Source organism: Cognaticolwellia mytili (genome assembly GCF_002104475.1).
Lineage (GTDB): Bacteria > Pseudomonadota > Gammaproteobacteria > Enterobacterales > Alteromonadaceae > Cognaticolwellia > Cognaticolwellia mytili.
Genome location: NZ_NBOF01000005.1, coordinates 387,065 through 399,877 on the forward strand (window position 1 = coordinate 387,065; position 12,813 = coordinate 399,877).

General features: G+C 37.7%; 14 protein-coding genes. 3 read left to right on the plus strand and 11 right to left on the minus strand.

The window, feature by feature from the left end; translation table 11 throughout:
• Positions 1-232 precede the first annotated feature (232 nt).
• Positions 233-2,533 carry a S9 family peptidase gene (locus B7C41_RS17405; protein WP_085300221.1) on the plus strand — a complete coding sequence of 767 codons (2,301 nt, stop codon included), beginning with the start codon at positions 233-235 and terminating at the stop codon, positions 2,531-2,533.
• A gap of 125 nt (positions 2,534-2,658) precedes the next feature.
• Here the strand turns inward: B7C41_RS17405 and B7C41_RS17410 are convergent, their stop codons facing one another.
• The 8 genes from B7C41_RS17410 to B7C41_RS17445 all read right to left on the minus strand — a co-directional run bounded on the left by B7C41_RS17410 (position 2,659) and on the right by B7C41_RS17445 (position 9,153).
• Complete coding sequence (locus B7C41_RS17410; RefSeq protein ID WP_085300222.1) at positions 2,659-3,474, minus strand: SDR family oxidoreductase; 816 nt, start codon at positions 3,472-3,474, stop codon at positions 2,659-2,661.
• Between the two features lie 96 nt (positions 3,475-3,570).
• Positions 3,571-4,497 carry a helix-turn-helix domain-containing protein gene (locus B7C41_RS17415; RefSeq protein WP_085300223.1) on the minus strand — a complete coding sequence of 309 codons (927 nt, stop codon included), beginning with the start codon at positions 4,495-4,497 and terminating at the stop codon, positions 3,571-3,573.
• A complete protein-coding gene (locus tag B7C41_RS17420; RefSeq protein ID WP_085300224.1) occupies positions 4,490-5,311 on the minus strand; it encodes an SDR family oxidoreductase in 822 nt (273 codons plus the stop codon). The genes B7C41_RS17415 and B7C41_RS17420 overlap by 8 nt, the downstream gene beginning before the upstream one ends.
• A 152-nt stretch (positions 5,312-5,463) precedes the next feature.
• Entirely contained in the window at positions 5,464-6,384 is a 921-nt protein-coding gene (locus B7C41_RS17425) for a DUF4097 family beta strand repeat-containing protein (RefSeq protein WP_085300225.1), read from the minus strand.
• Positions 6,385-6,409: 25 nt separating this feature from the next.
• Positions 6,410-7,264, minus strand: coding sequence for a hypothetical protein (locus B7C41_RS17430; RefSeq protein ID WP_085300226.1), 855 nt, complete (start codon positions 7,262-7,264; stop codon positions 6,410-6,412).
• On the minus strand, positions 7,264-7,812 hold the full coding sequence (locus B7C41_RS17435; RefSeq protein ID WP_085300227.1) for an RNA polymerase sigma factor: 549 nt from the start codon (positions 7,810-7,812) through the stop codon (positions 7,264-7,266). The genes B7C41_RS17430 and B7C41_RS17435 overlap by 1 nt, the downstream gene beginning before the upstream one ends.
• 176 nt (positions 7,813-7,988) lie before the next feature.
• Positions 7,989-8,549, minus strand: coding sequence for a YceI family protein (locus B7C41_RS17440; RefSeq protein ID WP_085300228.1), 561 nt, complete (start codon positions 8,547-8,549; stop codon positions 7,989-7,991).
• 46 nt (positions 8,550-8,595) lie between these two features.
• Positions 8,596-9,153 carry a cytochrome b gene (locus tag B7C41_RS17445; protein WP_085300229.1) on the minus strand — a complete coding sequence of 186 codons (558 nt, stop codon included), beginning with the start codon at positions 9,151-9,153 and terminating at the stop codon, positions 8,596-8,598.
• Positions 9,154-9,361: 208 nt separating this feature from the next.
• On the opposite strand from B7C41_RS17445, the gene B7C41_RS17450 reads away from it, so the two are divergent.
• Together B7C41_RS17450 and B7C41_RS17455 are read left to right on the plus strand one after the other, a co-directional pair.
• Positions 9,362-9,673, plus strand: coding sequence for a TraR/DksA family transcriptional regulator (locus B7C41_RS17450; RefSeq protein ID WP_085300230.1), 312 nt, complete (start codon positions 9,362-9,364; stop codon positions 9,671-9,673).
• 12 nt (positions 9,674-9,685) lie between these two features.
• Positions 9,686-9,934, plus strand: coding sequence for a YdcH family protein (locus B7C41_RS17455; protein WP_085300231.1), 249 nt, complete (start codon positions 9,686-9,688; stop codon positions 9,932-9,934).
• A gap of 91 nt (positions 9,935-10,025) precedes the next feature.
• Here B7C41_RS17455 and B7C41_RS17460 read toward each other — a convergent pair whose 3' ends face one another.
• The 3 genes from B7C41_RS17460 to atpG are packed head-to-tail and all read right to left on the minus strand — an operon-like array spanning position 10,026 to position 12,795.
• Positions 10,026-10,445 (minus strand): F0F1 ATP synthase subunit epsilon, encoded by a 420-nt coding sequence (locus tag B7C41_RS17460; RefSeq protein WP_085300232.1) that lies wholly within the window; start codon positions 10,443-10,445, stop codon positions 10,026-10,028.
• 46 nt (positions 10,446-10,491) lie between these two features.
• The gene (gene atpD, locus B7C41_RS17465; protein ID WP_085300233.1) at positions 10,492-11,877 is read right to left on the minus strand and encodes a F0F1 ATP synthase subunit beta; all 1,386 of its coding nucleotides are present in this window, start codon (positions 11,875-11,877) and stop codon (positions 10,492-10,494) included.
• Between the two features lie 57 nt (positions 11,878-11,934).
• The gene (atpG, locus tag B7C41_RS17470; RefSeq protein WP_085300234.1) at positions 11,935-12,795 is read right to left on the minus strand and encodes a F0F1 ATP synthase subunit gamma; all 861 of its coding nucleotides are present in this window, start codon (positions 12,793-12,795) and stop codon (positions 11,935-11,937) included.
• Positions 12,796-12,813 lie beyond the last annotated feature (18 nt).

Consider the following 12,813-nt stretch of genomic DNA (forward strand, 5'->3'; position numbering starts at 1 on the left):
CTGTTAACACTAGAGAGTAAGCGCCAATTTTAAAATTAGACCTAAGTCTACATTGAATAAAAAACTGTCTAGACTTTAGTCTATAAAAGTTATAAATCAGCTTATTAACAAGCATGTTGCCGTTAGTCATCATGGTGGCTTATCAACTTGTCGATAAATACAGCCGTGAATATGGTAGAAGTGTTAGAATGCTGACAATCGAATTTTCATCATGGCTAAAGAAAGGTTATTCATGGCTTCTAAAGTAAAATATTTATCGTTAACTGTTGTTTTGGTTTGTTTAGTCAACATAGCTTTTAGTGCTAATGCACAAACACTTAATGTTGAAAAGTATGAAAAAGCTGAGCAGAAACTAGTTAAATTCACAGATAAGCTCATTACTGGCAACGTTGATTATCCAAGTTGGAGCAACAGCGATCAGTTGCTATATCGTAGCCACACAGAACAAGGTGAACAGTTCTTCATTTTAGATGCTAAAACCAAGCAAAAGAAATTGGCGTTCGATCATCAAAAACTTGCTACAGCGCTAGCTCGCATTACCGAAAAAGAAGTTAACCAAGAAAAACTGCCATTCAAAAGCTTTGAAATTGTTAGTAAAAATAAAATTTCGTTGAAAGTTAAAGGTAAGGCTTATCAATGTAATATTGAAAGTTACCTGTGTAAATTAACGAAAAACGTCGCGAAGAAAAACGAGTTAGTTGCACCTAATGGCGATCAAGCTGTTTTTATCCGTGAAAATAATTTATGGCTACGTAATATTAATGATAATAGCGAAAAACAGTTAACCACTGACGGCATTGAAAACTTTGGTTATGCGACGAATAATGCTGGCTGGGTGCGTGGTAAAAAACCAGTGGTAAAATGGTCTCCAGACTCTAAAAAGTTAACTACGTTTAAACATGATGGCCGTAACGTTGGCGAAATGGGTATAGTATCCACCGCAGTAGGTCACCCTAAAATTGATGTTTGGAAATACCCATTACCGGGCGATGAAAACATCTTCAAAATTCACCGTGTCGTTATTGATGTTGAGCAAGCGAAAGTTACACCATTAACTATGCCTGCTGATGATCACCGTTCAACCATTACCGATCACGTTGCTGGCCGCGATGGTAGCTTACTTGATGTTGATTGGTCAGCTGATAGCAGTCACTTTGCCTTTGTTTCATCAACACGTGATCACAAAACCGCGACATTAAAAATGGCGGATGCCACTACCGGTAAAGTACGCACTATTTTAAGCGAAGTTGAAGAAAGCTTTTTCGAATCAGGTGTAAGTGGTATTAGTTGGAAATATCTTGATAAAAGTAACGAAATCATTTGGTTTTCACAGCGTTCTGATTGGGGGCATTTATACCTAGTTGATGCGACGACAGGAAAAATTAAAAACCAAATTACTCAAGGTGATTGGACGGTTTTAGAGTTACTCGATATTAACCAAGATACTGGCAAGCTTATATTCACTGGCGCCGGCAAAGAGGGTGGTGATCCATACTTCCACTATCTTTATAGCATTAATAAAGATAGTTCGAACTTAACTCTGCTAACACCAGAGAAAAAACATCACCGCATTACGTTAAGTAAAGATGCTGAATACTTTTTAGACCGCGTATCAACACCAAACCAAGCTGAATCTAGCTTTATTCGCAGTACCAGTAGCAAGTCTGGTTTTGTTGTAGAACAAATGGACATTAGCAAACTTACAGCAACAGGCTGGCAGGCTCCTACGCCATTTATCGTGAAAGATCGTAACGGTGAACACGACATTCATGGCTTAATGTATAAGCCTAGCGATTTTGACGCCAGCAAGTCATACCCTGTAGTTAACTACTTATACCCAGGTCCACAGGTGGGTAGTATTCGTGGCCGTCATTTTAGAACCGCTCGTGGTGACAACCAAGCCATTGCAGAATTGGGTTTTATTGTTATTGAAATTGATGCGCTAGGCACACCAGGCCGTTCAAAAAGTTTCCATGAGTTTTATTATCAAAATATGGGCGACAGCGGTATTCCTGACCAAGTTGCAGCAATTAAACAATTAGCTAAGCAACACAGTTGGATTGATAGTTCAAAAGTCGGAATTTGGGGACATTCAGGTGGTGGCTTTGCCTCAACGCGTGCCTTGTTAACGTATCCTGACTTTTACTCTGTAGCTGTTTCTCAAGCCGGTAATCACGACAACAGAAACTATGCTGATGAGTGGGGTGAAAAATACCACGGTGTATTAGTGAAAAATGAAGATGGCACTACAAATTATGATAGCCAAGCGAATCAGTTAATTGTCGATAACTTAAAAGGTAAGTTATTAATCGCACACGGAACAACTGATACTAACGTACCGCCATACAACACTTTAGTAGTGGTAGAAGCGTTAATTGAGGCGAATAAAGACTTTGACATGCTGATGCTACCTAATCGTGGTCATGGCTTCGCACGTGAAGCTTACATGATGCGTAAACGTTGGGATTACTTTGTTCAGCATTTAATGGCTGTTACACCACCTAAAGAGTTTACCTTCAGCAAAGCTAAGTAGTTATTTCGTTTAAAATTAATTAGCAGCAAGTAATATGTAAAAAGCCAGTATGTAAAAATACTGGCTTTTTTGGTGATCGGCAATTAACGGGTTTTATGCGTCTAAATCATCATTGCTGCGATAACTTAAAGACCAAAAGTCTCTTTCACTTTCACTTCAAAGCTTTCATCACTGAGTTCTTTTCTCATTGGCATAAAGCTTGTTGCTTCAACACCAACAGGAATGGCAATTTTTGACTTTTCATCTTCAATAATGGCTTTTACCGCATCAGCAATCGGTTGTGGGCTTGGACCTTCATTAATAGCTTTAGCAACAACAGGTACAAAGTGAGCAACTAATGCACTATAAGGAGAATCTTCTTGCGTTGTTGCAGCGTTAACCATTAAGCCATTTTTAGCAAAATTAGTACCAAAAAAGCCTGACTGAATAGAATGAACACGAACATCATACGGCGCCATTTCAAAGCGAATAGAATCAACAAAACCTTCTACGGCGTACTTACTGGCATTATAGTGAGAAAGCAACGGTAAGCCCATTTTGCCAAGGAAAGAGCTAATGTTAATAATGACACCTGATTTTGCGGCACGCATGTAAGGTAAAACACTACGAGTCATTTTCATTAAACCGAAAACATTAACATCAAACTGCTGAAAAATTTCTTCATCAGTTGCATCTTCTGCTGTTGCAATTAAACCAAAACCAGCATTGTTGACTAGTACATCAATTTTACCTTCTTGAGCAATAATGTGCTCAACGGCAGCATTCATACTCTCGCTGTCGGTAACATCAAGATAGATGTTATTTACGCCTTTAATACTAGGCGCTGCTAATGTTTTACTTCTTGTGCCAGCATAAACGGTATAGCCATTATCATTTAGAAAACCTGCGGTAATTTTGCCCATTCCTGAACTTGCACCAGTAATTAATACGACCTTATTCATGATATTTACCTCAAAGTTATTTCACTGAGGGTATTTTACGGTGCAGAATAAGAACTTTTAATAGGCTTTTATCACTAACGGGATTTTAATCTGTCACTAAAAGGAGTTTTTTAAATCTTTTGGATAAACGCCGTAGGTTTTAAAAAAAATAGCGCTAAAATGCCCTTGGTGTTTATAACCAACTTCATTGGCAACCGCCTGAACACTCATTAAGTGCTCTTTGAGCAATAGATTGGCTTTTTCTAAACGCAACTTTTGCATATAACCATAGACTGTTGTTTTATGAACCTGTTTAAAATAGCGCTTTAATTTAAAGTCGTTTGTACCACATAGCCGAGCAAGCTCTTTTATCGATGGGGGAGTTTTATAACTCTTTAAAATAATGTTCTTCGCTTTGGAGGCAATAATGAGTTGTTCAATGGAATGCTCATCTTCATTGAGAATATCTAGCAATGAGAAGCGATGAATTAAATACTCAATAGCACGATGCTCGCTGATAATACTGTTCATTTTATCACTATTTTTCGCATGAATAATTTTATCTATTAAATACAAACTCAGCGCATCTGTTGGGGCTTCATGTATTAGCTCTAAACTAATATCGGCTTGTATTTTTTGATATAAGAAATTTATTGGCTCTTCATCGTTGTGACTTAAATAGCGCTTAATAAAGAAATCAGCAATAAATAAGATAAATATTTCAGTATCTTTAGACGGCTCAATAACAATGTCAAAGTCTTGCCTTGAGCTAGCAAACAAATAGGTATTGTTTTCTTTTAACCTTGTTTTTGATGAGGTTAACTTGTCATTAATCTGACATTTTCCACGAGTAACTGAAACAATAAAATTCATCCTGTCGATATTTTTCAAGCTAGTAATTTTTTCTTCATTTAGCTTAAGTGTGATATCAAAGAACACTAGACCATTCGAGACATCAACTCTAATAACATGTTGTTCTTTATGTTTAAAATGCTCCAATACTTGAAAGCACTTCTCTGCAGCGTTGAAAAAGAAGCTATCCATTTAGGTTGTAGTACTCCCGTACTCTACGTTCAAAATCTTCATCACTTAGCTCTTTACGCATAGGAAGAAATTGCCGCGCTTTTTCGCCAACGGTTGCTCTCGCTGGAGAATCTTCATTTTCGATCATGCTTTGTACTAATAATGCAGCTTCGAGTGTGTCATCACCATTATTAATTTGCTCAACAATATTAGGAACTAAGTTTTTTACGAGTGGGCTATAAGGAGATTTTATGTCAAAGGTTAAATCATTCGTGACTAAGTTGTTTTTGGCAAAATTTGTCTGAAAAAAGCCTGGTAAGATTGAGTGCACTCTAATATTAAAGTCTTTTAATTCGTAACGAAGGGAATCTGTAATACCTTCAACAGCGTACTTAGTTGAATTATAGAACGAGAATAACGGTAAACCGACTTTGCCAAGAAAAGAGCTAATATTGATAATCACACCAGAATTTTGTTGCCTCATTAACGGCGTTACAAATTTGCATAATCTAAAAATACTAAAAACATTAATATTAAATTGTTGATACATTTCTTCTTCAGTCACGTCTTCAACAGTAGACACTAGTGCATAACCGGCATTGTTGAGCAAAACATCAATTTTTTCATGCTGAAATTTAATATGGTCTACCGCACGTTTAATGCTGCCGCTGTTGGTGATATCAAGTTTTAAAACATGTAGGTTTTTAATATTGACTGAAATTTTTTCTGGTGTTCTGGTGGCGGCATAAACCGTGTAGCCCTGCTTAGCCAAGATAAGCGCGGTTCTATTGCCAATTCCCGAACTAGCGCCTGTTATCAACACAACCTTTGACATATAAATTCCTAAAATGATCGTGATAGTGAATATTATTATTACCTTAGACAGTATAGTGCCATTCTCAATGAATATTTTTTAGTGTATTTATTGCAAAAAAAGGGCCTTAGCCCCCTTTATTAATTGCTTTTTGATCTTAGACAGCTAAAACGCTATTTACTGCGGACATAAACATTCCCGTTATAGGTCGCTAAGGTAATATCTTGACCACCGCCATTAACTTCCGCGCTCATCATGCCGCCAATGACTATTTTTTGTTTACCGCCTTTGTTCTTACGCTGTACATCTTCTGAGGCGATAAACTCTGTCGCTAAGCCTGATAATATTTCACCTTTATAGCTTTGCACATTAACCTTTGCCGCGGTATTTTTATTGATGGTGATGTCAATATTACCGCTATGACTAGTTAGTGAAGTTGGGTTTTTCTGATTTAACTTATCAAACGACACAACAATATCGGTGTTGTGAGTTTCAGCTACCATAGGACCAGATACTCCACTAGCTATAATGTTACCTTTAAAAGCTTCAGCTTCAATAGCGCCGGAAATATTATTAATTTCAACATCGCCACCTTTGTACAATTCAATATCTAAACGAGTACGTTTAGGCACTTTTATATGCAGAATGACGTTTTGAGTGCTGTATTCACTCGATATTTCAATTTCATTATCTTCTTCTTCAATTTCTAACTGCATACTATTATTTTTGACTGACTTAAGTCCTTCAGTCGAGCGTTGTTTTCTCTTGTGCTTATTTTTATGGCCACTAATAATTTCACCGATTTTCTCAATATTGTTGCCTCTGCCATCATTTAACTCAGCACTAACATCCTTAATAATTCGCTCGATTTTATTCAGCTCATTGGTTTCTATTTCCTCCATTGTTGCTGATACTTCAATCGACTCACCATCAAAGCCTTCGATATAAATTGCCCCAGTATGCACCTCAATTTCTAAAGAAACCGGTTCGCCTGGATTAGACAACGGTAGGCTGTAAGTTTTCTCAATGGCATATGCACTTTGCATTAGTGTCGACAGAGTTAAACCAAGTAGCGCTAGGTTAAATTTTTTCATGTTTTATACTCCAAAATAAATTTATTTAGATGTGGGAAATGGCATTAATTCTCTGTAAAAAGTCGGCCATATCTGGATTCAATTCGCTTTCATTAAGTATTTTCAATAATTCGTTTTTGGTTTCCTGGGAGCCAACATTGAGCAATAAACTACACAGTTCGACTTTCACTAAGGTATTATTTTCTTTGACTGCAAGCGCTAAGATTTGGCTTTCTTGTTCGCTAATATCAGGCAAGTGATTTAAGGTATTAATAATCGCCAATTTAACTGCTGTTGAGCGGTCATGCTCTAAGGTCGACATCAATGTTTTCATTAATAGTGGGTCGGTCAAATCAGTTTGTTGACTATAAGCAACCCCCGTTAAACGCTCCGCAGCAGAAGATTTATCTAACATCGATAAGGCTAACATTGCACTCAAAGAAGAAACTTCTTGCTGTAAATTTTCAATACCACTGTTAGCTACTAGATTCTTCTCTTGCTGGCTTACACTATTGCTATTCTGATTCGCATTAAAGCCTAAAAAAAACACTAAACCTAAGGTTGCGAACTGTGCAAATGGCTTAATAGAGCTAGCGCTTAGCCAATTTTTAACACCAGTAAAAATACTACTTTGCTGAGGCTGCTTAACTACTTGGCTAGTTTCGATATTTTGTTGTGTCGTCTGTGCTTGTAACAACATTTTATAAAAGCGTTTATCAAGTTCGTTAGAAGGCAATTCTTGGTTGTCTTGCTGCCAAAAAGCATCAATAAATGCTAATTCTTTAACCAGCTCTGGATTCGCTTCAATATATTGCTGCATTTCATCTGTAAGAATTAGCTCTGCCGTAAGATCGTTATTAATACTCGATAATTTCCAATCGATGATCGTTTGATGATTCATCACTGTACCTCACCTGATAACTTGTTATATTGTTCATGTAACTTAGTAATTGCATTGCGCATTTTTGATTTCAGGGTGTTTAAGTTGCAATCGAGTAACGACGATATTTCATGATAATTTAATTGTTGAAAGCGGCTTAAAATAATAATTTCTCTATGTTCAGCTGAAATACTTGCTAATGATTCATCAAAAATATCTTGCTGCTGACTTGATACTGCTTGTTCCGTTGCACAATGTTCCGCAACAACCTCATGATCTTCAATATCTTCGTGAATAACATTACTTTTATTCTTTCGATACAGATCAGCGGCAGTATTTCTAGCAATGCCGTACATCCAGCTGGTAAAGGTACTCGAACCATTAAAGCTGCTGCGATAAGCTAATATTTTCATAAAGGTTTCCTGCACTAAGTCTTCACTTTGTGCTCGGTTGTTGCCTTTCTTGCGAAAATAATTAAACAACTTCACTTTATTGCTTTCATACAGCAGCGCTAACTTATCTAATTGACCTGCTTGTACTTGCAACATTACGTCCTTTTCATTAACCATTTCTGATATAGATTCCCGCGTTTAATGTTTGCTAATTTCAAATTTTTCGTTAAGTTACTTTTTCTTATAGTTATTAATACCGAGTTTTTAGTAAAAGGTTTATAAATTTTTTATTTATTTATAATCACCCATAAAAAAAGGGCCAAAGGCCCTTTATATCAATATTGGATATTGCCTTATTTGCGAATACCTTCAATGTGAAGCTCTAAGTCTACTTTTCCGAAGTCTTTCTTAAAGCCGAAATCACCCATAGCGATTGTTGCAGTGCCATTAAAACCGGCTCTGTAGCCACCCCATGGATCACTACCTTCGCCTACTTTAACTGCATTGATAACTAATGGCTTAGTGACGCCGTGCATTGTAAAGTTGCCGTTAATTGCTAATTTACCATTACCTTTATCTTCAACCTTGGTACTAACAAATGTTGCTTGAGCGTATTTACTAACATCAAGAAAATCATCTGAGCGTACATGTTTATCACGTTTTGCATGGTTTGAGTCAAAACTAGAGGTATCAATAGTTACTGATATTTTAGCTGCAGTAATGTTGTCTTTATCGTAAGAGAAGTTACCTGAGAATTTATTAAAACGGCCAGCTAAAACACTAAAGCCCATGTGACTTGCTTTAAAGTTAATTGAGGCGTGAGCACCCTTGGTGTCAATAACATAGTCAGCTGCAAAAGCAGGCATTAACGCGCTTGAAGTTAGCAGAGCACTAGCAAGTAATAATTTTTTCATTTTCATTCCTTTAATTATTTTTATATTAAAATTTGGGGTTTAAATTTCACTTAATCATTCGTTTAAGCGTATTATCTTTATCAATAAAATGGTGTTTTAAGGCCGCTAATGCATGTATTAGTGCCATAAATATTAGCGTGTATGCAATGTAATAGTGTATCGCGCCTGCAAGGTCCTCTTGATTTTCTGCAATAAGAATAAATGCCGAAACATTAAACCAGTCAAAAACGGCAATAGCCTTTCCGTCAGCACTTGTGATCAAATAGCCAGAAGCAAAAACCGTAAGCAAAATAAAATATAAGGCAAAAGTCATAATGGCAGAGCACTTTTTTTCTAGTGCACTATGGCTACTAATAATCTCTGGCTTAGTCGCTATAGTGCGCCATACCAATCTAAAGAGTGTGACTATACATAACAGTAAACCTGCGCTTTCATGCCAATGCGGTGCTCGTTGGTACCACTCACTGTAATAATCTAGATCTACCATCCAATAGCCTAAACCAAATAACGTAAAAACAGCCAATGCGGATAACCAATGCAACCCTTTACTGACCAAACCATATTTCTGTTTGCTAGTTTCCCATAATAACTTATTGCGAATCATTTTCTTTCTCAGCGCGTTTTATTTTAGTTTAGCGACTCGTAGTCTATAAGCCTAGTCATTTAGCCGTAAATAAATGTGATTTATCGCATTTTACCAACCCAAAAGGTTACAACTAAAAATCACTAAAACTCGTACCTGTTATTGAGCTAGATCAAAACGACATCACAGTAGAGGCATAGAATGAATTTAGGCCAAGGAGTAATACATTATGAACAAAGAAATTTTGAATAATTTGTTAGAAAAGAGAGTGGAATTACAACGCCGTGTAGATGCTATTGAAGCAGACTTTAAAAAAGGACGTTCTTCAGACTTTGCCGAGCAAACCACCGAAAATGAAAATAATGAAGTATTAAATGAAATTCATCATGAGGCAAAGTTGGAACTGCAGTTGGTTAATCAAGCTATTATTCGCTTTGAGAACGATGAGTATGGCATTTGTAGCCAATGTAGTGAAGCTATTAAGCCTGAACGCTTAAAAGTTTTACCTTATATCAACACTTGTATTAATTGTGCTAAATAGGAGCAACAAAAAATGATAGAAAAACACGATTTACACCACGAATTTCCAGAGTTTGAACAAGAAATCCGCCAATTGAAAATGGAGAATGCTCATTTTGCACGTTTATTCAAAGAGTACCATGAACTAGATCACGAAGTTCGTCGTATTGAAGAAGGTGTTGAAACAACATCTGACGAGTATTTGGAAACGAAGAAAATTGCTCGGTTACATAGAAAAGATGAGCTGTTTTCTATGTTAAAAAAAGTAAAGACTCCCGCATAATTTGTAGAATTAAAACAATAAAAAAGCGACTATTTACCAAAGTAAAAGTCGCTTTTTTTTATTCACTAAAACTGAATGTAAAACGCTAGTGCTATTTCTTACTTGTTGCTTGGATAACACGTAATTGCGCAACAGCACGAGCTAGTTCAGCTGCGGCTTCTGCATAATCAACATTGTTACCATGATCATTCAAGTGTTTCTCAGCGCGTTCTTTAGCCTGTAGTGCTGCTTGTTCATCTAAATCACCGCCACGTACCGCGATATCCGCTAATACTGTTACGTTGTTAGGTTGAACTTCTAGCATACCGCCAGAAAGATAAATGATCTCTTCATCACCACCTTTCTTTACGATTCTTGCCATACCAGGTTTTAGTGAGGTCAGCAAAGGTGCGTGACCAGGCATAATACCTAATTCACCTTCGCTACCTGTGATCTGTAATGATTCGATGCTGCCAGAAAATAACTCTTCCTCAGCACTTACTACATTAAGATTTACAGAAAGTATTGCCATGTGACCTCCTAATTGGTGACTAACTTATGTTAATCACCAGGCTTCATTACATGTTTTTAGCTTTTTCAGCTGCTTCTTCAATAGAACCAACCATGTAGAAAGCTTGCTCAGGTAAATCATCAAACTCACCTGCAAGTAAACCTTTAAAGCCACTGATAGTGTCTTTAAGAGATACGTACTTACCTGGAGAGCCAGTGAATACTTCAGCAACAAAGAACGGTTGAGATAAGAAACGTTGAATCTTACGTGCGCGATTCACCGCTAACTTATCTTCTTCAGATAACTCATCCATACCTAAGATGGCGATGATATCTTTAAGTTCTTTGTAACGTTGTAACGTTGATTGAACGCCACGAGCTGTTTCATAATGCTCAACACCAACTACTAACGGGTCTAATTGACGCGAAGTAGAATCAAGTGGATCGATTGCAGGGTAAATACCTTGCGATGCGATATCACGAGAAAGTACAACTGTTGCATCTAAGTGAGCAAAAGTTGTTGCTGGAGATGGATCGGTCAAATCATCCGCTGGTACGTATACCGCTTGAATTGAAGTGATTGAACCTTTCTTCGTAGAGGTAATACGCTCTTGAAGAACACCCATTTCTTCAGCAAGTGTTGGTTGGTAACCAACGGCTGATGGCATACGACCCAACAATGCAGATACTTCAGTACCAGCAAGTGTATAACGGTAGATGTTATCTACGAAAAATAATACGTCACGACCTTCGTCACGGAATTTTTCAGCCATAGTCAAACCAGTAAACGCTACACGTAAACGGTTTCCTGGAGGCTCGTTCATTTGGCCGTAAACTAACGATACTTTATCAAGTACGTTAGAATCGTTCATTTCATGATAGAAATCGTTACCTTCACGAGTACGCTCACCCACACCAGCAAATACTGAGTAGCCGCTATGCTCAATCGCGATGTTACGAATAAGTTCCATCATGTTTACGGTTTTACCAACACCAGCACCACCGAATAAACCAACTTTACCACCCTTAGCGAATGGACATACCAAGTCGATTACTTTGATACCAGTTTCAAGAAGCTCGTTAGACATCGCTTGCTCAGCATACGCTGGCGCTTCGCGGTGAATTGACCATCTTTCTTCTTCACCGATTGGGCCGGCTTCATCGATAGGCTCGCCCAATACGTTCATGATGCGACCCAATGTTTTTGTTCCTACTGGAACTTGGATGTTATCACCTGTGTTTACTACTGTCAGACCACGACGCAAACCATCTGAAGAACCCATAGCGATAGCACGAACTACACCACCACCAAGTTGCTGTTGTACTTCTAGTACTAAGCCACTAAGGTCACCTTCGGTTATATTTAACGCGTCATATACCTGAGGTACAGCATCTTGTGGGAATTCTACATCCACAACTGCGCCAATGATTTGGACGACTTTACCTGTACTCATGTTTAATCCTCTAATCTGTGCTCTTATTTACTATTAAAATAAACCAAGAACCTTTGCTTATACCGCTGCTGCACCAGCACAAATTTCACCCAATTCTTGAGTAATACCTGCTTGACGAGCTTTGTTATATACCAATTGTAAATCATCAATTAAGTCACCCGCATTATCTGTTGCAGCTTTCATTGCAACCATACGAGCAGCTTGTTCACATGCGAGGTTTTCAACCACACCTTGATATACTTGAGATTCTGTATAACGAACTAATAAGTGCTCAAGTATTGCTTGAGCATCAGGTTCGTATATGTAATCCCAGCGATGCTTAATATTGTCATCATCTGACTTAGGCAAAGGTAAAAGTTGATCGATTGTCGGTTTTTGCGTCATTGTATTAACAAACTTGTTATAAACAATGAACAATCTATCTATCTCACCATTATCATAGGCGTTTAGCATAACCTTAACACTACCGATTAAATCAGTAAGTGAAGGGTTATCACCTAATCCAGAAGTTTGTGAAACAACTTTAGCACCCATACTGTTAAAAAATGACGTAGCTTTAGAACCCACTACGGCAAATTCAACTTCAGCGCCTGCTGCTTGATGTTTACCAGCATCAGCTAGTACTTGTTTAAACAAGTTAATGTTTAAACCACCACACAAACCACGGTCTGTTGAGACAACGATATAACCTACACGCTTAGCTTCACGTTCAACCATATACGGATGACGATACTCTAAATTACCAAGCGCGATGTGACCGATCACATTTCGCATATTTTCAGCGTATGGACGAGAGGCAGCCATTGCATCTTGCGCTCTGCGCATTTTGCTAGCTGCAACCATTTCCATCGCGCTGGTGATCTTCTGTGTATTTTTTACACTTCCAATCTTCGATTTTATCTCTTTAGCGCCGGACATGACTATTCTCCCGAAAAG

Coding starts and splice junctions, on each gene's coding strand:
- atpD (WP_085300233.1), bottom strand. CDS start 11,877: ATGAGTACAGGTAAAGTCGTCCAAATCATTGGCGCAGTTGTGGATGTA.
- B7C41_RS17425 (WP_085300225.1), bottom strand. CDS start 6,384: ATGAAAAAATTTAACCTAGCGCTACTTGGTTTAACTCTGTCGACACTA.
- B7C41_RS17410 (WP_085300222.1), bottom strand. CDS start 3,474: ATGAATAAGGTCGTATTAATTACTGGTGCAAGTTCAGGAATGGGCAAA.
- B7C41_RS17435 (WP_085300227.1), bottom strand. CDS start 7,812: ATGGTTAATGAAAAGGACGTAATGTTGCAAGTACAAGCAGGTCAATTA.
- B7C41_RS17460 (WP_085300232.1), bottom strand. CDS start 10,445: ATGGCAATACTTTCTGTAAATCTTAATGTAGTAAGTGCTGAGGAAGAG.
- B7C41_RS17455 (WP_085300231.1), top strand. CDS start 9,686: ATGATAGAAAAACACGATTTACACCACGAATTTCCAGAGTTTGAACAA.
- B7C41_RS17415 (WP_085300223.1), bottom strand. CDS start 4,497: ATGGATAGCTTCTTTTTCAACGCTGCAGAGAAGTGCTTTCAAGTATTG.
- B7C41_RS17440 (WP_085300228.1), bottom strand. CDS start 8,549: ATGAAAAAATTATTACTTGCTAGTGCTCTGCTAACTTCAAGCGCGTTA.
- atpG (WP_085300234.1), bottom strand. CDS start 12,795: ATGTCCGGCGCTAAAGAGATAAAATCGAAGATTGGAAGTGTAAAAAAT.
- B7C41_RS17420 (WP_085300224.1), bottom strand. CDS start 5,311: ATGTCAAAGGTTGTGTTGATAACAGGCGCTAGTTCGGGAATTGGCAAT.
- B7C41_RS17405 (WP_085300221.1), top strand. CDS start 233: ATGGCTTCTAAAGTAAAATATTTATCGTTAACTGTTGTTTTGGTTTGT.
- B7C41_RS17430 (WP_085300226.1), bottom strand. CDS start 7,264: ATGAATCATCAAACGATCATCGATTGGAAATTATCGAGTATTAATAAC.
- B7C41_RS17445 (WP_085300229.1), bottom strand. CDS start 9,153: ATGATTCGCAATAAGTTATTATGGGAAACTAGCAAACAGAAATATGGT.
- B7C41_RS17450 (WP_085300230.1), top strand. CDS start 9,362: ATGAACAAAGAAATTTTGAATAATTTGTTAGAAAAGAGAGTGGAATTA.